This window comes from Psychrobacter sp. 1Y4 (genome assembly GCF_051847555.1).
This window is the reverse complement of the sequence record NZ_JBPYDE010001095.1, coordinates 1-532: the sequence shown is the minus strand read 5'-3', so window position 1 is coordinate 532 and position 532 is coordinate 1. Positions and strand designations below refer to the sequence as shown.

1 protein-coding gene is annotated in these 532 nt (G+C 50.0%); it reads left to right on the top strand.

Annotation, left to right across the window (positions count from 1 at the left end; translation table 11 throughout):
- The coding region (locus tag ACS8FC_RS20590; RefSeq protein WP_439298148.1) for a GspE/PulE family protein at nt 1-532 on the top strand (532 nt) is incomplete at both ends.

Sequence of the window (532 nt, the reverse complement as noted above, 5' to 3'; positions counted from 1 at the left end):
GTCAAGATCCCGACATCATTATGGTTGGAGAGATTCGGGATGCAGAAACAGCAAATATGGCAGTACAAGCCTCACTGACGGGGCATTTGGTGCTCTCGACATTACATACCAACGATGCACCAAGTTCCATCACTCGTTTGCATGATCTCGGTATCCAACCTTTTTTGACGTCAGCGACTATATTAGGGGTCATGGCACAGCGCTTGTTACGGACGCTATGTCCGCATTGTAAAAAAGCAGTAGAGGTGACGCCAGACAGCGAAATAGCCATTCAGTGGCAAGAGTTGGTACAACCTTGGCGCGCGCCAGTACCCACACAGATTTATACCGCGCAAGGCTGTGAGCACTGTCGACATACTGGCTATCAAGGTCGAGTCGGGCTCTATGAGATTATGCCGCTCTCCAATGAGTTAAAAAAATTGGTCGCCGCCGATGCCAACTTGGATGTGCTCAAGCAGCAAGCGTACCGAGAAGGGGTGCAGCCTCTACGTCTATCAGGTGCAAAACGCATTAGTGAAGGAGTGACAACGAT